This window comes from Streptococcus sp. VTCC 12886, assembly GCF_049893425.1.
Classification (GTDB): domain Bacteria; phylum Bacillota; class Bacilli; order Lactobacillales; family Streptococcaceae; genus Streptococcus; species Streptococcus suis_AA.
The window spans coordinates 1-22,092 of record NZ_JBMVJB010000034.1 but is presented as its reverse complement, the minus strand read 5'-3'; the positions used below and the strand labels follow the sequence as shown (position 1 = coordinate 22,092).

The 22,092-nt window shown below is 41.1% G+C and carries 23 protein-coding genes and 2 pseudogenes; 23 read left to right on the top strand and 2 right to left on the bottom strand.

Going from position 1 to position 22,092, the window contains the following annotated elements:
* Window positions 1-168 precede the first annotated feature (168 nt).
* The 5 genes from galU (at window position 169) to ACPC57_RS09510 (ending at window position 6,690) form a co-directional block, all read left to right on the top strand.
* Entirely contained in the window at window positions 169-1,059 is an 891-nt protein-coding gene (gene galU / locus ACPC57_RS09530) for a UTP--glucose-1-phosphate uridylyltransferase GalU (RefSeq protein ID WP_270315748.1), read from the top strand.
* Between the two features lie 353 nt (window positions 1,060-1,412).
* Window positions 1,413-2,720, top strand: a complete 1,308-nt coding sequence (locus ACPC57_RS09525; protein ID WP_434066847.1) for a hypothetical protein — start codon at window positions 1,413-1,415, stop codon at window positions 2,718-2,720.
* Window positions 2,721-2,794: 74 nt separating this feature from the next.
* Window positions 2,795-5,431 (top strand): DNA polymerase I, encoded by a 2,637-nt coding sequence (gene polA, locus ACPC57_RS09520; protein ID WP_434066846.1) that lies wholly within the window; start codon window positions 2,795-2,797, stop codon window positions 5,429-5,431.
* Window positions 5,432-5,449: 18 nt separating this feature from the next.
* On the top strand, window positions 5,450-6,208 hold the full coding sequence (locus ACPC57_RS09515; protein ID WP_434066845.1) for a glucose-6-phosphate isomerase: 759 nt from the start codon (window positions 5,450-5,452) through the stop codon (window positions 6,206-6,208).
* 47 nt (window positions 6,209-6,255) lie between these two features.
* On the top strand, window positions 6,256-6,690 hold the full coding sequence (locus ACPC57_RS09510) for a CoA-binding protein (protein WP_434066844.1): 435 nt from the start codon (window positions 6,256-6,258) through the stop codon (window positions 6,688-6,690).
* A 306-nt stretch (window positions 6,691-6,996) separates the two neighbouring features.
* On the opposite strand, the gene ACPC57_RS09505 is transcribed toward ACPC57_RS09510, so the two are convergent.
* Both ACPC57_RS09505 and ACPC57_RS09500 read right to left on the bottom strand, forming a co-directional pair.
* Window positions 6,997-7,509, bottom strand: a complete 513-nt coding sequence (locus ACPC57_RS09505) for an NADPH-dependent FMN reductase (protein WP_130554933.1) — start codon at window positions 7,507-7,509, stop codon at window positions 6,997-6,999.
* 75 nt (window positions 7,510-7,584) lie between these two features.
* Window positions 7,585-8,025, bottom strand: a complete 441-nt coding sequence (locus ACPC57_RS09500; RefSeq protein WP_130554934.1) for a MarR family winged helix-turn-helix transcriptional regulator — start codon at window positions 8,023-8,025, stop codon at window positions 7,585-7,587.
* A 146-nt stretch (window positions 8,026-8,171) separates the two neighbouring features.
* Here ACPC57_RS09500 and ACPC57_RS09495 point away from each other — a divergent pair, with 146 nt between their 5' ends.
* The 18 genes and pseudogenes from ACPC57_RS09495 (at window position 8,172) to ACPC57_RS09410 (ending at window position 21,989) form a co-directional block, all read left to right on the top strand.
* On the top strand, window positions 8,172-8,669 hold the full coding sequence (locus tag ACPC57_RS09495; protein WP_434066843.1) for a DUF5590 domain-containing protein: 498 nt from the start codon (window positions 8,172-8,174) through the stop codon (window positions 8,667-8,669).
* Window positions 8,666-9,847 (top strand): pyridoxal phosphate-dependent aminotransferase, encoded by a 1,182-nt coding sequence (locus ACPC57_RS09490; protein WP_434066842.1) that lies wholly within the window; start codon window positions 8,666-8,668, stop codon window positions 9,845-9,847. The genes ACPC57_RS09495 and ACPC57_RS09490 overlap by 4 nt, the downstream gene beginning before the upstream one ends.
* A 14-nt stretch (window positions 9,848-9,861) precedes the next feature.
* Window positions 9,862-11,208, top strand: a complete 1,347-nt coding sequence (gene asnS, locus ACPC57_RS09485) for an asparagine--tRNA ligase (RefSeq protein WP_434066841.1) — start codon at window positions 9,862-9,864, stop codon at window positions 11,206-11,208.
* A gap of 281 nt (window positions 11,209-11,489) precedes the next feature.
* Window positions 11,490-11,717 (top strand): type II toxin-antitoxin system RelB family antitoxin, encoded by a 228-nt coding sequence (relB, locus tag ACPC57_RS09480; protein ID WP_130554954.1) that lies wholly within the window; start codon window positions 11,490-11,492, stop codon window positions 11,715-11,717.
* Window positions 11,707-11,976: a type II toxin-antitoxin system RelE family toxin gene (locus ACPC57_RS09475; RefSeq protein WP_130554938.1), complete on the top strand. Its 270-nt coding sequence runs from the start codon at window positions 11,707-11,709 to the stop codon at window positions 11,974-11,976. Before relB (ACPC57_RS09480) ends, ACPC57_RS09475 begins: the two co-directional genes overlap by 11 nt.
* Window positions 11,977-12,123: 147 nt before the next feature.
* Window positions 12,124-12,411 carry a type II toxin-antitoxin system RelB/ParD family antitoxin gene (gene relB, locus ACPC57_RS09470; protein ID WP_130554939.1) on the top strand — a complete coding sequence of 96 codons (288 nt, stop codon included), beginning with the start codon at window positions 12,124-12,126 and terminating at the stop codon, window positions 12,409-12,411.
* Window positions 12,411-12,749, top strand: a complete 339-nt coding sequence (locus ACPC57_RS09465) for a type II toxin-antitoxin system RelE/ParE family toxin (RefSeq protein WP_130554940.1) — start codon at window positions 12,411-12,413, stop codon at window positions 12,747-12,749. Before relB (ACPC57_RS09470) ends, ACPC57_RS09465 begins: the two co-directional genes overlap by 1 nt.
* On the top strand, window positions 12,730-12,933 hold the full coding sequence (locus ACPC57_RS09460) for an LPXTG cell wall anchor domain-containing protein (protein WP_130554941.1): 204 nt from the start codon (window positions 12,730-12,732) through the stop codon (window positions 12,931-12,933). Before ACPC57_RS09465 ends, ACPC57_RS09460 begins: the two co-directional genes overlap by 20 nt.
* Before the next feature lie 137 nt (window positions 12,934-13,070).
* Window positions 13,071-14,390: an MATE family efflux transporter gene (locus ACPC57_RS09455; protein ID WP_434066840.1), complete on the top strand. Its 1,320-nt coding sequence runs from the start codon at window positions 13,071-13,073 to the stop codon at window positions 14,388-14,390.
* A gap of 49 nt (window positions 14,391-14,439) precedes the next feature.
* Entirely contained in the window at window positions 14,440-14,820 is a 381-nt protein-coding gene (locus ACPC57_RS09450; protein WP_130554943.1) for a RidA family protein, read from the top strand.
* A 22-nt stretch (window positions 14,821-14,842) separates the two neighbouring features.
* Complete coding sequence (rapZ, locus tag ACPC57_RS09445) at window positions 14,843-15,730, top strand: RNase adapter RapZ (RefSeq protein ID WP_434066839.1); 888 nt, start codon at window positions 14,843-14,845, stop codon at window positions 15,728-15,730.
* Window positions 15,727-16,701 carry a gluconeogenesis factor YvcK family protein gene (locus tag ACPC57_RS09440; RefSeq protein ID WP_434066838.1) on the top strand — a complete coding sequence of 325 codons (975 nt, stop codon included), beginning with the start codon at window positions 15,727-15,729 and terminating at the stop codon, window positions 16,699-16,701. The genes rapZ and ACPC57_RS09440 overlap by 4 nt, the downstream gene beginning before the upstream one ends.
* Window positions 16,698-17,609 carry a DNA-binding protein WhiA gene (gene whiA / locus ACPC57_RS09435; protein ID WP_217374022.1) on the top strand — a complete coding sequence of 304 codons (912 nt, stop codon included), beginning with the start codon at window positions 16,698-16,700 and terminating at the stop codon, window positions 17,607-17,609. The genes ACPC57_RS09440 and whiA overlap by 4 nt, the downstream gene beginning before the upstream one ends.
* 340 nt (window positions 17,610-17,949) lie before the next feature.
* A pseudogene (locus tag ACPC57_RS09430) lies at window positions 17,950-18,560 on the top strand (arginine deiminase family protein); the annotation flags it as partial.
* A complete protein-coding gene (locus tag ACPC57_RS09425) occupies window positions 18,561-18,902 on the top strand; it encodes a GNAT family N-acetyltransferase (protein ID WP_434066837.1) in 342 nt (113 codons plus the stop codon).
* A gap of 123 nt (window positions 18,903-19,025) precedes the next feature.
* Window positions 19,026-20,039 carry an ornithine carbamoyltransferase gene (gene argF / locus ACPC57_RS09420; protein WP_217374021.1) on the top strand — a complete coding sequence of 338 codons (1,014 nt, stop codon included), beginning with the start codon at window positions 19,026-19,028 and terminating at the stop codon, window positions 20,037-20,039.
* 118 nt (window positions 20,040-20,157) lie between these two features.
* Window positions 20,158-20,330: pseudogene (locus ACPC57_RS09415) on the top strand (carbamate kinase); the annotation flags it as partial.
* Window positions 20,331-20,768: 438 nt separating this feature from the next.
* Window positions 20,769-21,989 (top strand): MFS transporter, encoded by a 1,221-nt coding sequence (locus ACPC57_RS09410; protein WP_434066836.1) that lies wholly within the window; start codon window positions 20,769-20,771, stop codon window positions 21,987-21,989.
* The last annotated feature ends 103 nt before the right edge of the window (window positions 21,990-22,092 follow it).

The window sequence follows — 22,092 nt, the reverse complement described above, 5'->3', positions numbered from 1 at the left end:
TACACCTTATGCTGCACGATGTCGTGCAGCGTAAGAAATTTTATACACTAGTGTTACAAAAATGCTTGACTAGGTCAAATGTTGAGTTTATTGATTAATTATATTTTCAGATTGAATTCTTATAAATAATTATGATATAACGAATTATATAATTAAAAGGAGTTATTTATGAAAAAAGTTAGAAAAGCTGTTATTCCAGCAGCAGGTTTAGGAACGCGTTTTTTACCAGCGACCAAGGCTTTGGCGAAGGAAATGTTACCGATTGTTGACAAGCCAACAATTCAATTTATTGTTGAAGAGGCTTTGAAGTCTGGTATCGAAGACATTCTTGTTGTGACTGGGAAGTCAAAGCGTTCTATTGAGGATCATTTTGATTCAAACTTTGAGTTGGAATACAACTTGAAGGAAAAAGGGAAAACGGATCTCTTGAAACTTGTGGATGAGACAACAGGTATTCGTTTGCACTTTATTCGTCAGTCTCATCCGCGTGGTCTGGGAGATGCTGTCTTACAGGCGAAGGCTTTTGTTGGTAATGAACCTTTTGTGGTTATGCTTGGTGATGACCTTATGGATATAACAGATGAGAAAGCTCCGCCATTGACCAAACAACTAATGAACGATTATGAGCAGACATTTGCTTCTACAATTGCAGTAATGCCAGTGCCTCATGATGAAGTGTCTGCTTATGGTGTCATCGCTCCTCAAGGTGAAGGAGTCGATGGGCTGTATAGCGTTGAGACTTTTGTGGAAAAGCCAGCGCCAGAAGAGGCTCCAAGTGATCTTGCTATTATCGGTCGCTATCTGTTGACTCCAGAAATTTTCGATATTTTGGAAAATCAAGAGCCAGGGGCAGGTAATGAGATTCAACTAACAGATGCTATTGATACACTTAACAAAACACAACGTGTTTTTGCAAGAGAGTTCAAAGGAAACCGATATGATGTTGGGGATAAATTTGGATTTATGAAGACTTCCATTGATTATGCCCTTCAACATCCTCAGGTAAAAGATGATTTAAAACAATATATCATTGAACTTGGTAAAAAACTAGATAAGTAAAAATAAATTGGTCTGATTGAGAGTCAGCCAGTAATCTCATAGGTTGTAGTTTGGAAAAGAATGTTTTTTTTGCTGCTAGTCAGGAATTAACTATTTTTTTTATGGTAACCGCCCCATAACAAGGTACCTATCCAATCGTCTTTCCTCCAGTATACTGTAATAAAAAACTATAATTCTAGTCTTTATGATTAGGATTCTTTTTTACGGCTCATACTTTTTCGAAGGACAATATTATTTTATACAAGATTTTTATGAGTGAAGTAGCATGTTGACGAATAGGTGTGCTTTTGTAGGCTATAGGATGATAAATGTTGTATTTTGGACTGCTATCCTCACTATGGTATAATCTTCATATGAAAAAGATTAGTGATTTAGGTTTAACGGGTCGAAAGCTGGTTGGCGAGGGGCTGATTCTTGTCATCATTGGTATTTGCTTTCTGATTGCTGGCTGGCAATTTCCAGGGTTGTTTTTGCGTTTTATTCACGCTGGGTTATTCTTCTTAGCCCTTTATGAATTGAGCATGATTTTCTTCAGAAAGAAGAAGTCAAATGAAAGTATTTTAGCTTTGGTGGGCAAGGCTGTTTTGTTTGGCATTCTAGCTAGTATTGACTTGGCCGTTCAGATTCCCTTGTATTTTGCGGCTATATTTATAGGTATATACCAGCTGTTTACAGCGGTGATTAATTTTATTACCTATTATTTGTATCGAAAAGATCAGGTTGAACCGAGGCTTCGTTTTTTGATAGATGGGGTTTGGTTGTCCATTCTAGGCGTGGCATCTTTGTTTGTTTCTGGGACTCAACTAGTTGTCCAGACCTTTATCATTGGGAGCTACCTTGTGTTATATGGATTGACTAATCTACGTGATGGATTCATTTTTGAAGAGTCAATTGAACAACAGAGTCTCAAACGTCATGTGAGACTGACTTTGCCATTATTTATTGCTGCACTCATTCCTCGACTGACCTTGCAACGGATCAATGATTTTCTAGCAGACAATAAAGGTCAGACGCCACAGTCCGTTTATAATGGTCACAAAGACATTGCGATAGTACCCTCACTAGAAGTCTTCATTCATGTGGGTGAGGAAGGCTTTGGTGTGGTAGGGCATGTGGATCTGAGTTATAAGGGACGGGTCTATGGCTACGGCTCTTATGATGTCTTGTCGGAACGTCTGGGTGGGGCGATTGGTGATGGTGTTTTATTTAAAGCTGAGCGCCAAGCCTATATTGACTTTTGTACCCAAGAGGGGATGACCATACTTGGTTACCAGATGGTGTTGAGTCCTGAGCAAGAGGCAGCTATTGAAGAACGGTTGGATGAGTTTGACAAGCTGTTGGTGCCTTGGAATCCAAGTTCTGAAAAAGTATCAAAAACCGCATATGGACAAGCGATTGAAATGTACGCCTATCGTATCAAAGAAGAAATCAGTGCTGAGTTATTTAAATTTAGAAAATCGAAATTCAAAACCTATTTTGTCCTATCCACCAACTGTGTCCTCTTGGCAGACTCAGTCATTGGACAAGCGGGCACGGATATCCTTGGCATTCGAGGGTTTATCGCCCCTGGTACCTATCAAACCTATCTGGATCAAGAATATGAAAAACCACATAGTATGGTTGTTGCTAAGAACATTTATTATCGCAAAGAAAAATCCTAGTATTTGCTAGGTTTTTCTATTTGATCAGGCGTCCATATACCGCAAAATCCCTGATTTCATGCTATAATAGTTCTATGGATAAAAACAAGTTATTATTAATTGATGGCTCTTCTGTAGCCTTTCGTGCTTTCTTTGCACTCTATCATCAAATCGATCGGTTTAAGAGTCCGACTGGTCTTCATACCAATGCCATTTATGGTTTCCATCTCATGTTGGATCACATGATGAATCGGATTGAGCCGACTCACATTTTAGTGGCATTTGATGCAGGGAAGACAACTTTCCGAACAGAGATGTTTGCGGACTATAAGTCAGGTCGTGCCAAAACTCCAGACGAGTTCCGGGAGCAATTTCCCTTTATCCGCCAGATGCTCGATGCCATGGGGATTAAGCACTATGAGCTGAGCCAGTACGAAGCCGACGATATTATCGGTACTTTGGATAAAATGGCAGAGCAGACAGATATTCCTTTCGATGTGACCATTGTCAGCGGTGATAAAGACTTGATTCAGCTGACGGATGAAAACACCGTTGTGGAAATTTCCAAGAAAGGGGTTGCCGACTTCGAAGAATTTACCCCTGCCTACCTCATGGAAAAAATGGGCATCACGCCAACACAGTTTATTGACCTCAAAGCCCTTATGGGAGATAAGTCCGATAACATCCCTGGTGTGACGAAAATCGGTGAAAAGACAGGTCTGAAGCTTCTCACCGAGTTTGGTTCCTTGGAAGGAATTTATGAACATATCGATAGCATGAAGGCTTCCAAAATGAAAGAAAACTTGATTGCGGATAAGGAACAAGCCTTTCTATCTCGGACTCTTGCGACCATCGATACGCAGGCACCGATTGAAATTGGTTTGGATGACATTGTATACCAAGGTCCACGGATTGAGGAGTTGGGTCAGTTTTATGATGATATGGGTTTCAAACAGTTACGGGCCCAGCTAGGCAGGACGAACACGCAAGAGGAAGAAGTACTTGATTTTCAAATCGTATCCGAAGTCAGCTCTGACATGTTCAAAAAAGACCAATTCTTTTACTTTGAAATCTTGGGGGAGAATTACCACCGAGAAGAGGTGGTTGGTCTGGCTTGGGGGGACAAGGATGGTATCTATGTTGGTGGACCTGAGCTCTTGGATAGTCCGGTATTGAAGGATTTTCTGGAACACCAGCCTATCAAAACCTATGATTTCAAGCGTGGCAAGGTTTTGCTTGCTCGTAAAGGGATTGATTTACCACCTGCAACTTTTGATAGCCGACTCGCCAAGTATTTGCTTTCGACAGTTGACGACAATGCGCTGACAACCATCGCCCATCTCTATGGACAGACCAGCTTGATTCCTGACGAGGCCATTTACGGCAAAGGTGCGAAATTGGCTCTACCTGAGCGTGATGTATTCTTCCCACATTTGGCCCGCAAGGTGCAGGTCTTGTTGGAGACAGAAGCACCGATGTTGGCCAAGTTAGAGGAAAACCAGCAGTCCGATCTTCTCTTTGAGATGGAATTGCCGCTTGCTAATGTCTTAGCCAAGATGGAAATTGCTGGAATCAAGGTAAAAGTAGAGACCTTAAAAGCCATGCAGGCTGAAAATGAAGTCTTGATTGAGCAGTTGACCAAGGAAATCTATGAGTTGGCTGGTCAAGAATTTAATATCAATTCGCCTAAGCAATTAGGGACTATTCTCTTTGAGGATATGGGCTTACCCTTGGAATACACCAAGAAAACCAAGACAGGCTACTCTACAGCGGTGGATGTCTTGGAACGGTTGGCCCCAATCGCTCCAATTGTTTCAAAAATTTTGGACTACCGTCAGATTACCAAGCTTCAGTCTACCTATGTTATCGGCTTACAGGATGCCATTTTAGAAGATGGTAAGATCCATACCCGCTATGTGCAGGATTTGACGCAGACAGGTCGTCTCTCATCGACGGATCCAAACCTGCAAAATATTCCTGTTCGTCTAGAACAAGGTCGTTTGATTCGGAAGGCATTTGTTCCTTCGTTTGAAAATAGTGTCCTCTTGGCATCGGACTATTCACAGATTGAATTGCGTGTATTGGCCCATATTTCCCAAGACCAACACTTGATTGAAGCCTTCCAACAGGGTGCTGACATTCATACGTCAACAGCCATGCGTGTTTTTGGGATTGAAAAGGCAGAGGATGTGACGCCAAATGACCGTCGGAATGCCAAGGCTGTCAACTTTGGTGTGGTCTATGGAATTTCTGATTTCGGTCTTTCCAACAACCTTGGAATTTCCCGTAAGGAAGCCAAAAACTATATCGACACCTATTTTGAACGTTTCCCTGGTATCAAAAACTACATGGAAAACATTGTGCGAGAAGCCCGTGATAAGGGCTACGTAGAAACGCTCTACAAGCGTCGTCGAGAATTGCCAGATATCAACTCTCGGAATTTCAATGTCCGTAATTTCGCGGAGCGGACGGCCATCAACTCACCGATTCAGGGTTCGGCCGCAGACATTCTCAAAGTAGCCATGATCAATCTTGACAAGGCACTGACAGATGCTGGTCTTTCGACCCGTATGCTCTTGCAGGTACATGACGAGATTGTCTTAGAAGTGCCAATGGCAGAGCTGGAAACAGTAAAAGCTATGGTCAAGGAGACCATGGAGTCGGCCATTCAGCTGTCAGTTCCCTTGATTGCGGATGAAAATGAAGGTGAGACTTGGTACGAAGCCAAATAAGCTAAAGGAAGTAAATCGATGAAGAAATCACTTGTAATGATGGGATTACTGAGTTTGTTTCTCACTGCATGTGGTGGTAAGGAACAAACGAGTTCAAGTCAACAGTCGAGTTCATCAGGAGAAGAATTCTCAGCCACCTTGCCTATTTTACAGGAGAAAGAAGATACAAGTAACGAAAAGTTAGATGTCTTGGCCAATGCAGAAATCAATGTCGTCAACCCAAATCCACCAGCGGATGAGATGCAAAAAGCCCACAAGATTCATGCGGCCAACAATGGTGTAGCTGAACAGGATGAAAATGGAAATATTAAAGAGTATTTTCGTTATTACGATGTCCCATCAACATGGACGATTAATGTGGAAAACACCGAAGATGAGACTCTTATGGCTGTCTATGATGTGAAAGAAGGTGCCAGTACCTTTATGGTTCAGCTTTATAATATCAACGCCTTCAACCAATCTCCATTAGAAGATGGCCGCAATATGACCATGGACGAGCTGGCCGAACGCATGAAAGAGACCAATCACGATTTTTCAGAAGATACGGTTGTGACGATTGCTGGGCAAGAGTGGCAGGTTGGACGCCAGATTTTGGAGGACCAAAAATTGGCTCGTTTAACCTTCTACCGTATGGAATCAACTGGTGCTTATGATGATTCTGTTGTGATTGGTGCAATATATTATTCGCTGGATCCTGGACTTGATACGGATCGCACTTTGTTGAAAAAAGCTATAGGTCAATTGAAGGATGTTGTGTATCAGATTTCTAAAAAGTAAGATGGCTTTGAAAGTTATTGATAATCTTTCAGATTAAGGAGAATTATATGACGTACGCATTTCAAAATCCTAGTCAAAAGACGATTTTTGACTATCTCAAACAAGCCAAAACGATTGCAGTAGTTGGTTTATCCAATCGTGAAGAAACAGCAGCCTATCGGGTTTCTAGGATCATGCAGGACGCTGGTTATCGGATTATTCCAGTAAATCCACGGTCTGCTGGAGAAACAATTCTTGGTGAGACTGTTTATGCAAGTCTCAAAGATATTCCTCTTTCCATCGATATTGTTAATGTCTTTAGACGGAGTGAATTTCTCCCAGACGTTGCTCGTGAATTCATTGAAACAGATGCTAAGATTTTCTGGGCTCAACTCGGTTTGGAAAGTCAAGAAGCTGAGGAAATCCTTCGTCAGGCAGGTCGAGACCAGATTGTCATGAACCGATGCATTAAGATTGAATACCAAAAGATGATTGGAGAATAAATTCATACTCTTCGAAAATCAGAAGAAGACCTTGTTGACTTATTTTCATTGAGTATCAGTTTCGGTGAAAAAAATATAGTCGAATGAATTAGCTTTCAGACAAGGAACTGAGGTGCAGACAGTACTATTGTACGGCAAACCGAAAGTGACGATGTATCAAAGTTAATTCAAAAGACTACAAAAGCTATAGAATCTTGGTGAATCCCTCTTAAGGGGAAGAGGCCAGTTCTATAGCTTTTTCACTTTTTCATTGCAAAAAACCGAGCACGGTTGGCTCGGTTGGTGGTTTATGATTGCCAGATGGTTTTAGTTGATTGCTGCAAGAAGGGCATCTGCTTGTTTTGCAAGTTGAGCTTCATCAACAGGTGCACCAATTGTTGCAAGAGTGAATTCATCAACCAAAGAAGTACGGATAAATGGAAGTAGTTTGCGGTATTCAACAGCTGCTTCGTCTTGGTGTGCAAATGATGAGATTGATACAGTAACAACTTTTTCGTTGATTGCTGAAACACCAGTTGTGTCAGAAAGATCGAGTGCACGGCTAAGCCAGTCAAGAAGGTTTCTTACTGAACCTGGAATGCCAGCGTTGTATACTGGTGAGAAAATCCAGATAGCATCAGCAGCCAATACTGCTGCACGAGCTGCTTTAACAGCTGCAGGTGCATCAGCTTCAAGATCTTGTGAGAATACAGGAACATCTTTCCAATCTAAGTAAGAAACAGTTGCTTTTCCTTCAAGTGCTTTTTCAGCAGATTTTGCCAATTCAGCAGAGAATGCACCCTCACGAAGAGAACCAACTAAAAATAATACGTTTGCCATAATGTAAATAGCTCCTTAAATAATGTGATGTTAATAGTATACATCATATATCACTAGTTAGCAATAATTATGAACCTAATTTTTAAATTTTTTCAAAATCTCAGCTAGCTGAACTTGTTCTTCTTGACTGAGTACAGAAAAAAGTTCCCCTACATGAGCATAGTGATCAGGTAGGATTTTCTCAATGGTTTCTCGGCCATAAGGTGTCAGACCAATTCGAAAGGCTCTTCTATCCTTGCAATCGATGGTTTTGGAAATGTAGCCTTCTCGAATCATATTTTTGATGACCACTGTCATGTTTCCAGATGTGCTCAGCAATTTATCGATTAGGTCCTGAATTCTCAAGTCGCCCTTGTTGTAGAGTGCCTCCAATACTCCAAATTGGGCAACTGTCAGTCCATATTTTCTGATGGTTTCCATTTCTTTTTTTGAAATAGTATTTGCTGCTCTCCGAAAAACGACAAGGCTGTGTAAGGCATGTTTATTTTCGTTTAATGATTTTTCTACGCTATTCATACGAATATTTTAGCAATATTTACATTGATTGGCAAGTGATTTCCTAAAAAATAGAAAGGTATACTTGAATATTTTTTGTAAAATTTCCATTTGAATTTCTAGAAAAAATAGCATTGCAGGGTGATTTGTAGTATAATAGGGCTACTATGGAAAAAAAATTCAGTCGTCTCTTGACATTTGCTAGTGGCCGTTTGGGTCAATGTCTTATTGGTTTTTTTGTTCTTGCATTCAGTGTTGTCTTTTTAATTCTCTACGTTTGGGAGCAGTCTTCTCGTCCTTTTGAGGAGGCTAGAGTTGGGGCGCAACAGATTGCACAGCAATATGCGGATGTGAGCCAGGTGGATGACTTTGCAATCTATAATGGTACGGAAACGTATTATAGCTTGAAAGGTAAGGATAAGAGCGGAGATGAGGTATATGTGTTGATACCAAGTGCTTCGTCCACTATTTATGTCTATCCAGTTGGGGCAGGGATCACAAAGGAAGAAGCGCAAGCAATTGCTCAAGAAAATGGTGCAAAAACGGCTGATCGAACCATTCTAGGCTATAGGGATGGCAAACCGATTTGGGAAGTCAAATCGGGGACGGCCTATTATTTGGTGGATTTTGAAACAGGTGACTTTGTCAAGATGGAGGGATTATGAGCAAGTTATCAAGACGTGTCTTAGAGATGGAAGAAAGTGTGACCTTGGCTGCTGGGGCGCGTGCGAAAGCACTCAAGGCTGAGGGCCGCGATATTTTAGAACTAACGCTGGGGGAACCAGATTTTGTTACTCCTAAAAATATTCAAGAAGCAGCTATTCAAGCCATCGAAAATGGCAAGGCTAGTTTTTATACAGTAGCTTCTGGTCTTCCAGAGTTGAAAGATGCGGTAAATACTTACTTTGAGAAGTTCTATGGATACTCTATTCAACGCAATCAAGTAGTAGTGGGTACGGGTGCTAAGTTTATTCTCTATGCTTTCTTTGCAGCAGTCATCAATCCAGGTGACGAGGTTCTCGTTCCAACGCCTTACTGGGTTTCATATGCAGACCAAATCAAGATGAATGAAGGGGTGCCAGTCTTTGTGACTGCGACGGAAGAGCATCATTTCAAGGTTACAGTTAGTCAGCTAGAAGCAGCTCGGACTGACAAGACCAAGGTCCTCTTGCTCAATAGTCCATCCAATCCTACGGGTATGATTTATAGTCGCGAAGAATTGGAAGCTATTGGTAATTGGGCTGTAGAACATGATTTGTTGATCTTGGCGGATGATATTTACGGTCGTTTGGTATACAACGGTAATACCTTTACACCGATTTCTAGTATTTCAGAGAGCATTCGTCAACAGACCATTGTTATCAATGGTGTTGCAAAAGCCTATGCCATGACGGGTTGGCGGGTTGGTTACGCAGTAGGTAATCCAGAAATTGTCGCGGCTATGGGTAAAATTATCGGTCAAACGACTTCAAACCTGACTACTGTTGCCCAATATGCGGCCATTGAAGCCTTCACAGGTCCCCAAGATACGGTAGAGACCATGCGTCGAGCTTTTGAAGAACGACTCAATACCATCTATCCCTTGCTTGCTGAGGTGCCTGGTTTTGAAGTGGTCAAACCTGAGGGAGCCTTTTATCTCTTCCCAAATGTGAAAAAAGCTATGGAAATGAAAGGCTTTACAGACGTAACGGAGTTTACGACAGCCATTTTGGAAGAAGTAGGAGTGGCTTTGGTAACTGGTGCAGGTTTTGGTGCTCCTGAGAATATTCGTCTCAGCTATGCGACAGATATGGATACGCTAAAGGAAGCGGTCGCTCGTTTACATACATTTATGAAAAAATAAAAAGAGGAAATAGAATGTCTAGAAAATTGATTACGATTAACCAAGTGAAAGATTACGTGGGTCAGGAAGTGACCATCGGTGCCTGGGTTGCCAACAAGTCAGGTAAAGGGAAATTGGCCTTCTTACAATTACGTGATGGAACAGCTTTCTTCCAAGCAGTTGCTTTCAAGCCAAACTTCATTGAAAAATTCGGTGAAGAAGCTGGTACAGAGAAGTTTGATATGGCGAAACGGTTGAGCCAAGAAACTTCTGTATATGTGACAGGGATTGTGAAGGAAGACGAACGTTCTAAGTTTGGTTATGAGTTGGATGTGACAGACCTTGAAGTGATCGGTGAGTCACAAGATTATCCAATTACGCCTAAAGAACATGGTACAGACTTCCTTATGGATAACCGTCACCTTTGGTTGCGTTCTCGTAAACAAGTTGCCATCCAGCAAATCCGTAATGCCATCATCTATGCAACCTATGAATTCTTTGAAAAAAATGGCTTTATCAAGTTTGATAGCCCCATCTTGTCAGGAAATGCGGCAGAAGATTCGACAGAATTGTTTGAAACAGACTACTTTGGTCAACCTGCTTACTTGAGCCAATCAGGTCAGCTTTACCTTGAAGCTGGTGCCATGGCTCTTGGTCGTGTCTTCGACTTTGGTCCTGTTTTCCGTGCGGAAAAATCAAAAACTCGCCGTCACTTGACAGAATTTTGGATGATGGATGCGGAATACTCATTCCTCAGCCATGATGAGTCACTTGACTTGCAAGAAGCTTATGTCAAAGCTTTGATTCAGGGTGCCATCGACCGAGCTCCTCAAGCCTTGGAGACTCTTGAGCGTGATGTAGATGCCCTTAAACGCTACATTGCAGAACCATTCAAACGCTTAACTTATGATGATGCCATTACCCTTCTGCAAGAGCATGAAGCGGATGAAGATACAGAGTACGAACACATCGAGCATGGTGATGACTTTGGTTCACCTCATGAAACATGGATTTCAAATTACTTTGGTGTACCAACCTTTGTTGTGAACTATCCAGCTAGCTTTAAAGCTTTCTATATGAAACCAGTTCCTGGCAACCCAGAACGTGTGCTCTGTGCAGACTTGCTTGCTCCAGAAGGCTACGGTGAAATCATTGGCGGTTCAATGCGTGAAGACAACTATGATGCCTTGGTTGCGAAAATGGATGAACTTGGTATGGACAAGTCGGAATATGACTTCTACCTTGATCTTCGTAAATACGGTTCCGTACCACACGGTGGTTTCGGTATTGGTATCGAACGCATGGTAACTTTCGTAGCAGGTACAAAACATATCCGTGAAGCGATTCCGTTCCCACGTATGTTGCATCGCTTGCATCCGTAATACAGTCGTTCAGTTTTTCTTTTATTACGTCGTTAACTCGCTTTGCCGTACCTTAGTACAGCCTGCAGCTTTTGGTGCGAACGTAGTTCGCTCTATTTCCGACCTCTAACAGTCTATTCCTAGACTGTTAGAGCTAGTACTAAAAGTAAACTGAAAGACTGCGAAATAAATATTCACTGACAGACTACAAATGTGGTCTGTTTTTGATTTTCATTGAGTATCAATTGACATTTTGAACGAATTGTTTTACAATGTATTACAATAAGAAAGTAGGTGGAATGATGGGAATTGTATCTTTGCGATTAAATGAAACAGAAGAAGAAATTTTCAGAAGCTATGCCATTCATACGGGAAAAAGCCTGTCTGAGTTATTCAAATCAGCACTTATTGAACAGATAGAAGACCAGTTGGACTATGAAATTGGTATCAAGGCTTTGAAGAAATTCCAAGAAAATCCTGTTACACACTCGATTGATGATGTGCTTGCGGAGTTAGAAGATGGCTTATAAACTTGTTCTCAGCGATGATGCTTTGAAGCAGTTGAAAAAAATGGACAGGCATGTAGGGATGATGCTTGCTAAGGATTTGAAAAAAAGATTGGACGGTTTGGAAAATCCAAGACAGTTTGGCAAGGCCTTGGTAGGAGACTATAAGGGCCTGTGGCGGTATAGAGTTGGGAATTATCGTGTAATTTGCGATATTATTGATAACAAAATGGTCATCTTAGCTCTTGAAATTGGGCATCGGAAAGACATTTATCGGAAATGATTGATTATTATCCGTGTCAACTGGCACGGTTCTTTTTTATTTTTTATTTATTTTGAAAAGAAAACATACAGAACGAATATAGTTTGTGTATATCTATTTAAAATGATATAATATAGTTATCATCTATACACAAGAGAGGGCTTAGTTATGCCAACAGTAATAAGGGATAAACAAATCAACTTCAAAGTAAATTCAGAATACTTTGAATTAGCGAAAGTGGTCTTTCAGGAAAACGGACTGGATATTACATCAGCATTCAATGAATTTGTACAAGAGGTCGCAATTTCCAAAACACTGCCTTTTAAGACAGTAGAGGAAAAGGAGAGAGAGAAGTTAATTGCTCGACTTCAAGAAGAAGTTTCCACTAGCTATGAAGCGCTAAAAGCAGATAAAGGGTTGTCGGTTGAGGAAGCGAGAAAGGCAGTACTAGGATAATGGAGAAATATAGAGTCATTATTTCGCCAAAGCTTATTGAGCAAATCAAAAGTATTAGGGATTATGTTGCTAATGTGAAACTGAGTCCAGAAACTGCAGAGCGTTTAGTAACGGCTATTTTTGATGAAATAGAGAGCCTAGAACTCTTTCCAGAGCGTGGATTCGATGCTGATGAAAAAATTGGAGTTAAGATTGATAAGAATGGCCGTAGTAGCCGAGGAATAATCATTCAAAATGGAAAATATATTGTCATCTATACTGTAAACCAGGAAGAGCATATAGTTGAAGTTGCTTTCCTATTCTCATCAAAGACTGATTATGCTAAACTTTTTAGATAATAGTGGATATTTATCTATCGATTATGTGGTTGATTCAAAAGAATCCGGGCAAAGTAGCCTTCCTACAACTGGTGAGAAAGAAACAAATTTCATGAATTTCATTGGATTAACGGTATTAGCGACAAGCTTTGCTTTTGCTGCTCTGCTCGTCAGCGACGTGAAGAAAGAGTTGATTGATTATTGAAATTTTATAATTTGCTTACATTTCCTTTATAGAGTCCTTTAATCTAAGGGATAGACAGACTACAAATGTAGTCTGTTTTTCTTGCAATTTTTTGTATTTTTATTTATAATAATTCTAAATAAAATAGTGGAGTTCATATGAAAAGTAAGCGTTTAGGAAGCGAGATTATTCGCTTAGCCCTACCGGCAACAATTGAAAATATTTTTCAGACCTTGGTCGGTTTTTTCGATACCCTTTTAATTGCTCAGTTGGGGCTTGTTGCTGTTACAGCTGTGGGGTTGGCTAATACGATTTTGAATGTCTATTTGGCGGTATTTTTAGCTATTGGTGTTGGTGGGACGGCGCTTATTGCTCGAAGTCTGGGAGCGGGTCAGAAAGAGAAGGCCAGACAATATGCTCGCCAAACACAAGAATTGTCAATAGCAGGTGGTATCGTATTTGGTTTTATTTCTATCTTCTTTGGGCGGTGGATGTTACAAGCCATGGGAGCAAGCGGTAGTGCTTTGGAGGATGCTCAAGTCTTCTTTTATTGGGTAGGTGGTTTTTCCCTACTTCATGCTAGTATGACTAGTTTGGGTACGATTTTGAGGGCGACTGGAGATACAGTGACTCCGATGAAGGTGGGAATTATTACCAATGTCACTAATGTTTTACTGGATTACTTCTTGATTTTTGGGTTTGGTTCGTGGGATGGTCTTGGGATATTAGGTACAGCTCTTGGAACAATTTTTGCGCGACTTCTTGGCTGCTATTTGCTTACTAGAGAGGTTCAAAAGTCTGAGTTGGCTTTATCATTTCAAAAAAGTAGACATCGGAAAGACTATCAGGAACTGGTGCATGTGACCATTCCAGCAGCCTTGGAACGCTTGGTGATGCGGTTGGGACAGGTTATCTATTTTAGTTTGATTGTTGCACTCGGAACGAACGTATATGCATCCCATATGATTGCAGGCAATATTGAAAGTTTTACCTATATGCCTGCCTATGGACTTGCGACTGCAGCGGCGGTCTTAATTGGGCAATCTTTGGGAAAAGGAGATATCCCTACAGTACGAAAAGTCGCATTTCTCAGCTCAGCCTATGGGGTAGTCATCATGTCCCTTCTTGGTATCGTTTTATACTTCGGAGCCCCGTATTTTGCTCAGCTATTTACCAAAGACCTTGAAGCAATTCATCAAGTCGTCATCGCCCTGAAAATCGATGCGTTTAACCAACCTGGGCTTGCGGTTTCCTTGATAATGGCTGGCGCACTGCAAGGGTTGGGCGATACCAAGTCGCCTCTTTATTCCACAGCCGTTGGAATGTGGGGTCTGCGCGTGGTTGGGGTAATTGTCCTCGGTCAGATTTTGGGTTGGGGAATCGCAGGGGTATGGCTGTCGATTTTGATTGACCTTTTCTTGAGAGCGATCTTCCTCACATGGAGATTTATGGTAAAAACACGAAAACTAGCTGAATAGGCTGGTTTTTTGGTATAATAGTATGAGTAAATAAAAAGGAGATTGACAGATGAAAACGATTCATACAGATAAAGCACCAGCGGCGATTGGACCATATGTACAAGGAAAAGTAGTAGGAAACTTCCTATTTGCTTCAGGTCAAGTTCCTCTTTCACCAGAGACTGGTGAAGTTGTTGGGGAAACCATTCAAGAACAGACGGAACAAGTTTTAAAAAATATTGGTGCAATTTTATCAGAAGCAGGGACTGATTTTGACCATGTGGTGAAGACAACTTGTTTCTTGAAAGACATGAATGATTTTGTAGCATTTAATGAGGTGTACAAAACTGCTTTTTCAGCTGAGTTTCCAGCTCGTTCTGCTGTAGAGGTGGCTCGTTTGCCTCGTGATGTAAAGGTTGAAATAGAAGTAATAGCAGTCATTGGAGAATAGAGAGAGAATAGGAGGGACTGCCATGTCAGACAAACTCCATTTGGTCATTGTGACAGGGATGTCGGGTGCGGGTAAAACTGTAGCCATCCAATCCTTTGAGGATTTGGGTTATTTTACCATTGATAATATGCCACCGACTCTCTTACCAAAATTTTTAGAATTAATTCGTCATAGTCAGGATAACAACAAAATCGCTTTGGTGGTTGATATGCGGAGCCGATCTTTCTTTTCTGAGATTCGGGAAGTGCTGGACGAAATTGAAAACGCAGAAGATCTCGACTTTAAAATCCTTTTCTTGGATGCGACCGATAATGAATTAGTTGCACGATACAAAGAAACACGACGGTCACACCCCTTGGCAGCAACAGGCCGTGTATTGGATGGTATTCAGCTTGAGCGTGAACTCTTGGCTCCATTGAAAAATATGAGTCAAAATGTGATTGATACTTCGGAATTGACTCCACGAAATTTACGGAAGGAGATTTCCAAACAGTTTGCCAGTCAAGAAAACCAACCGTCTTTTCGGATTGAAGTGATGTCCTTTGGCTTTAAATATGGCCTGCCACTAGATGCGGACTTGGTTTTTGATGTCCGTTTCTTGCCAAATCCTTATTATAAACCAGAGTTACGGCAACTGACTGGCCTTGATCAGTCTGTTTATGATTACGTGATGGAGCATGAGGAATCAGAAGAGTTTTACAAGCATTTGCTTGGTTTGATTGAACCAATTCTGCCAGGCTATCAGAAGGAAGGAAAATCTATTTTGACCATCGCCATTGGATGTACTGGTGGTCAACATAGAAGCGTAGCTTTTGCCAAACGCCTTGCCGACGATTTAGAAAAAAACTGGATTGTCAACCGTAGTCATCGCGACAAGGATAGACGGAAGGAAACGGTCAACCGCTCATGAGGAAACCAAAGATTACAGTGATTGGTGGCGGTACGGGAATTCCTGTGATTTTGAAGAGCCTTCGTGCCAAGAATGCCGATATCACAGCCATTGTGACCGTCGCTGATGATGGTGGTTCGTCAGGCGAGATTCGTCAGGCCTTACAAGTGACGCCTCCGGGTGACTTGCGCAATGTGTTGTTAGCCATGTCGGATATGCCAAAGCTTTATGAAAAGATTTTTCAATATCGGTTTGCAGAATCGGACGGTCCCTTGGCTGGTCATCCTCTGGGAAATTTGATTATCGCGGGTATTTCAGAAATGCAAGGGTCTACATATGACGCCATGCGTTTATTGACACGTTTCTTTCATACGACTGGTAGGATCTATCCATCTAGTGAGGAACCTTTAACGCTTCATGCTGTTTTTACAGATGGGACAGAAGTGGTTGGTGAAAGTAAAATTGCGGACTACAAGGGGATGATTGGTCATGTTTATGTGACGAATACGTATAATGATGAGGAACCGAAAGCCAGCCGTCAGGTAGTACAATCGATTATGGACAGCGACTTGGTTGTCCTTGGTCCAGGCTCCCTATATACGTCCATCCTACCAAATATCATGATTCCAGATATTGGAAAAGCTCTCTGTGAGACGGAAGCTCAAGTCGTCTATATCTGCAACATCATGACCCAGCGTGGTGAGACAGAGTCTTTCACAGATGCCGATCACGTCAGTGTGTTGAATGCACATCTGGCCTGTCCATTTGTGGATACGGTGTTAGTGAATATTGAGCCTGTTCCAAAAGAATACATGAATACCCATGCTTTTGATGAGTATTTGGTGCAGGTCAAGCATGATTTTCGTGGCTTAGAGGAACAGGGCTGTCGCATCATTTCTTCAAACTTCTTGAAACTAGAAAATGGTGGTGCCTTCCATGATGGGGATTTAGTCGTGGAAGAGTTATTTAACATTCTGCAGGTGCGAACATGAGTTTCACAGTGCATGTCAAAGAAGAATTACTGCTTCAATCCAATCAAAACAAAAGTGAACTGTCAGCCATTATCAAGTTGGCTGGTAGTCTTGGTCTTGCTTCTTCAGGGCTGACTCTTTCGATTAGCACTGAAAACGCCAAGATTGCGCGTCATATCTATGAATTGTTCTTTCACTTTTACCAGATAAAAGCAGAAATTCGGCATCATCAAAAGTCAAATTTAAAGAAAAATCGAGTTTATTCGGTTTTTGTGGAAGATGGAGTCAACGAAATTCTCAATGATCTCCATCTGGCTGACAGTTTTTTTGGTTTGGATACAGGGATTTCACCAAGAGTTTTGGAAAATGATTCGTGGAGTCAGGCCTATTTACGTGGAGCTTTTTTAGCAAGTGGTTCTGTAAAGGATCCTGAAAAGGGCAAATACCAATTGGAAATTGCCTCTGTCTATAGTGATCATGCCTATGACTTGGCCAATTTGATGCAGAAATTTTTATTGGATGCAAAGGTTATAGAGCGGTCAAAGGGAACCATTACCTACTTGCAACGGGCAGAAGATATTATGGACTTCCTTTTGGTGATTGGGGCAGAAGATGCAAAGACTGAGTTTGAAAACGTGAAATTGTTACGGGAAGCCCGGAATGATTTAAATCGTACCACCAATGCTGAAGCGGCCAATATTGCTAAGACAGTTACTGCTAGCATGAAAACTATTAATAATATTATTAAAATAATGGACACAATCGGTATAGACCAGCTATCGGGTGATTTACAGGAAATTGCCCAATTGCGCATTCAACACCCTGATTATTCGATCCAGCAGTTAGCTGAAATCCTGTCACAGCCCATTACCAAGAGTGGTGTTAACCATCGTTTACGTAAGTTAAATAAAATTGCAGAAGAATTATAAGTAAAATTGTGAATAATCACTTCTTGCCCTGTTTCAGTTCTCATCTAGGAAGGAGCTGTGGGAGTAGGTGATTATTTTTTTGTTTACAGTGTTTTTGTATTCGCTTCCACAAATGTTAGGTTTTATCGATTCCGTATTGTAAAATATACACAGAAGATGGTCGTGATTGGAGGTTTCTGAATAATTAGTAAAATGAACAGTATGATTATCTCAAAACACATCAGACATTTGCACAACTTACCAGAGAGGCTTTTGATCAGTTAGCGAGGCATATCCGTTTTAGAAAGATTGCTAAGGGACAGGTCATTTTTTATGCACAGGACCCAAGAGATTACTTTTGGTCTACAATCGAGATGAAACGACACGTATTGAGGGTGGTGACGAGCTCGTTTTGTCTAAAGATGTATTAGCTGTCGGTATTTCGCAACGAACTGATGCTGCTTCCATTGAAAAACTCCTCATTAACATATTTGAAAGAGGCGTTGGTTTTAAGAAAGTCCTTGCATTTGAATTTGCCAATAGTCGGAAATTCATGCATTTGGACACTGTTTTCACAATGGTGGATTATGATAAGTTTACCATTCACCCAGAAATTGAAGGTAGCTTGCGTGTCTTCTCGGTTACTTATGAAAATGAAGAGCTTCATATTGAAGAAGAACATGGTGATTTGGCTGCATTACTAGCTGCAAACTTAGGCGTTGAAAAAGTTGACTTGATTCGTTGTGGTGGTGAAAATATTGTAGCTGCTGGTCGGGAACAATGGAACAATGGTTCCAATACCTTGACCATCGCACCAGGGGTTGTTGTGGTGTACTAACGAAATACTATTACCAATGCCATCCTAGAATCAAAAGGTCTTCGGTTAATCAAGATTAGCGGTAGTGAATTAGTTCGGGGTCGTGGTGGACCACACGTTGTATGTCTATGCCTTTTGTCAGAGAGGATATCTAAATGAATGTAGCAGATGTTGAACTGGTTATCGGAAGTGAGCCTTGGCATCGTGCATGTTCTATGTACGTAAGATATCGTGTCTTTGTAATGGAAAAATCCATCGCACGAGAAGATGAGTTGGATCAATATGACGAAGTTGGACGTGCCTATGACAATCTACTCGTTCATGGCGAGCCAGTTTCTACCGGCCGTTTCTTACTAACAGAATCTGGAACTGCAAGATTGACTCGAATTGCTACCCTGGCCCCACACCGTGGGAAGGGAGATGCTCGGGAAATTGTCCAAAAAATGGAAGAATATGCCAAAAAATACGAATTTTTTGTGTATAAATATACATTCTGAGTTGACAGCTAAACCATTTTATGAGATGCTTGGTTATCAGCCAACTTCCGAAATCTATTTAGAAGATGGTGAATGGTGTAAGACTCTGACCAAAAATTTAAGTTAAAAAAGAGGAAAAGGATAATGACAAACATTTTTAAAGGCAGACATTTTTTAGCGGAAAAAGATTTCACTCGCGCTGAATTAGAATGGTTGATTGATTTTTCAGCACATTTAAAAGATTTGAAAAAGCGCAATATCCCTCATCGCTATTTAGAAGGTAAAAATATTGCCCTCTTATTTGAAAAAACATCCACTCGTACACGTGCTGCATTTACTGTTGCGGCGATTGATTTGGGTGCACATCCTGAATATCTAGGCGCTAATGATATCCAGCTTGGTAAAAAAGAATCCACAGAAGATACAGCTAAGGTATTGGGACGTATGTTCGATGGGATTGAATTCCGTGGTTTTAGTCAAAAGATGGTGGAAGAATTGGCCGAATTTTCAGGTGTTCCTGTATGGAATGGTCTGACAGATGCATGGCACCCTACTCAAATGTTGGCTGACTATCTGACTGTGAAAGAAAACTTTGGCAAGTTAGAAGGATTGACCTTGGTTTACTGTGGTGATGGACGCAACAATGTGGCGAATTCCCTCTTGGTAACAGGGGCTATTCTTGGTGTCAATGTGCACATCTTCTCACCAAAAGAACTTTTCCCAGACGAAACAGTGGTAACCCTTGCAGAAGGATTTGCTAAAGAATCTGGTGCGCGTGTATTGATTACGGACAATGCTGACGAGGCTGTTAAAGGCGCAGATGTCCTATATACAGACGTTTGGGTATCAATGGGTGAAGAATCTAAATTTGAAGAACGTGTGAAATTATTAAAACCATATCAAGTAAACATGGATTTGGTGAAGAAAGCTGAAAATGAGAATCTGATTTTCTTGCACTGTTTACCAGCCTTCCATGATACTAATACTGTTTATGGTAAAGATGTTGCTGAAAAATTTGGTTTAGAAGAAATGGAAGTAACAGACGAAGTATTCCGTAGCAAGTATGCTCGTCACTTCGACCAAGCTGAAAATCGCATGCATACCATTAAAGCAGTGATGGCAGCAACATTAGGTGATCCATTTGTACCACGTGTGTAGCTTAAATGGTCAGTGAAATCATCATGTTTGGGGACCGGATTCAATGTTGACCCTGTCCCCAGTTTGAAAATCGGAAATGTAAGCGATTTCTTTATAGGAAGGAGGGAAGAGAATCAATATGACTCATCGTAAAATTGTCGTTGCTTTGGGAGGAGATGCCATCCTAATGTCAAATCCATCAGCCAAAGCCCAAAAAGCTGCCCTGGTACAGACTGCTAAGCACCTTGTCAAACTGATCGAAAATGGGGATGATTTGATCATCACTCATGGTAAAATGGTCCGCAAGTTGGTCAAGGGGATGAATTGTTGGCAATTCTTTGTCATTTAGATGTCGTTCCAGCTGGGGACCTCTCGAATTGGGAAACTCCCCCTTTTGAAGTAACCATAAAAATGACCATTTGGTTAACCGAGGGGTTCAAGGTGATAAGGGTCCTTCCATGGCAGCTTTATCATTTCCAGATGATTATTGACGTTTACCATACTCTTATTGACAAATAGCTAGAAGTGAGCTACACTAGTAGAAATTGTTGATAACTTTAAACGTGTCCCGTGAGACAAGAAAGTTAGCAGTTTACACAGAAACATCTCTTCCTAGAAATTTGTTAGAGATGATCTATTAACTACTATCGATAACAGGCGGGATTGGATATTTTTCCAATCCTTATTTGTTTGAAGTTCTTCTCAATTTAATAAAGACAGTCTGAGAGCTGCCATTAAAAGGAGATGCTTATGTTACATATTTCGCTCGATAAAAATAATCGACGTGCCCTTGCTTCTGCCATTGTTGCTTCCGGAACGGATGATTTAAATGTCATGTTCCTCTCGTTTTCAATGGCCAGTATTATCAAAGAGCTTTCTATTTCAAGTGCTCAAGCAGGATGGATAGCCACCATTACGAATTTAGGAATGCTTCTAGGTGGACTAGTCTTTGGTGTCCTAGCTGACCGTTATAATAAGTTTAAAGTCTTTAAGTGGACCATTGTAATCTTTGCTATTGCAACTGGACTCATATATTTCACAACCAGCTTGCCTTATCTTTATATCATGCGCTTTATTGCTGGTATAGGTGTTGGTGGTGAGTATGGGGTAGCGATAGCCATCATGGCGGGTATTGTACCCAAGGAAAAAATGGGACGGATTTCTTCGCTTAATGGGATTGCTGGTCAAGTTGGTTCCATCGCATCGGCCCTTCTAGCAGGTTGGTTAGCACCAACATTGGGTTGGAAAGGTTTATTTCTCTTTGGATTAGCACCCCTCTTGTTGGTTCTTTGGATGCAATTTGCAATTGATGATGAAAATATTAAGGACCATACTGAGGGAGAAGATCCAGTAGATTCTGAAGTTGCCCATGTAGGTCAACTCTTCAAGACACCTGGTCTAGCTAGACAAACGCTGGCTCTAATGGTGATGACAACTGTGCAGATTGCTGGTTATTTTGGTATGATGAATTGGTTACCGACTATTATTCAAACTAGTTTAAAGATTAGCGTGAAAGATTCATCATTGTGGATGGTGACCACCATTTTAGGGATGTGCATAGGAATGTTAGTATTCGGACAAATTCTTGACAAATTTGGTCCTCGTCCTGTTTACAGCGCCTTTTTACTGTCATCAGCAGTTTGTGTATTCTTATTCCAGTTTGCAAATTCACAAATGACGATGATCTTGGGCGGTATGATTGTTGGTTTCTTTGTAAACGGAATGTTTGCTGGTTACGGAGCTATGATAACACGGCTCTATCCGCATCATATTCGCTCAACAGCCAATAATGTGATTTTAAATGTTGGTCGTGCCATTGGCGGATTTTCTTCTGTCATCATTGGGATGATTTTAGATGTATCCAGCACAGCTGTTGTGATGATTTTTCTCTCAAGCCTGTATCTAATTAGCTTTGCAGCGATGCTCTCCATCAGTAATTTAAAGAAAGAAGCATACAATCAATTTCGATAAAAACAAAATATCCTAGGCAATCACATTGAACAGCTCCCTGTCAAGTGGACAATGAAATAATAAAAGATTAGGCGACGGCCTTGTTCCTCATTTCAAGAGGGGC